Source organism: Grimontia sp. AD028, assembly GCF_000973155.1.
GTDB lineage: Bacteria > Pseudomonadota > Gammaproteobacteria > Enterobacterales > Vibrionaceae > Enterovibrio > Enterovibrio indicus.
Map to the genome: position 1 here is coordinate 1 of NZ_LASY01000124.1, position 446 is coordinate 446.

1 protein-coding gene is annotated in these 446 nt (G+C 57.6%); it reads right to left on the bottom strand.

Annotated elements, in window-relative coordinates:
• A partial coding sequence (locus RN22_RS25220; RefSeq protein ID WP_197076330.1) for an immunoglobulin-like domain-containing protein occupies positions 1-446 on the bottom strand: 446 nt, incomplete at both ends.

Consider the following 446-nt stretch of genomic DNA (forward strand, 5'->3'; position numbering starts at 1 on the left):
TCCGTGGTGGTGCCATCGTTGATGGTAGTTTCCACCGCAGCCGGTGCCGTTGGCTGGGCTTCGAAGTCACCGCCAGCGGTCGCATTCACTGAGACGGTAAACACGTCATCATCGGCCGATTCGTTCAGGCTGTCATCCAGCGTATTGACGGTGAAATCGATGGACGTAGTGCCTGCGGCGATCACCACATCGCGGGTCACCGGGGTGACATCGCCATCTTCCGTGGTCTTATGTCCCACGACAATAGTCACGGTGAAATCAGCAGTTGGCGCTTCCGAGAGCGTTAATGTATAGCTGGCTGATTCACCCTCAATGACAGACGCATCGCCCGTCAATGTTAGCGTCGGCGCATCCGTGGTGGTGCCGTCATTGATGGTGGTTTCGACAGCAGAAGGCGCAGTAGGCTGCGCCTCAAAATCACCGCCGGAGGTGGCATTCACCGAGAC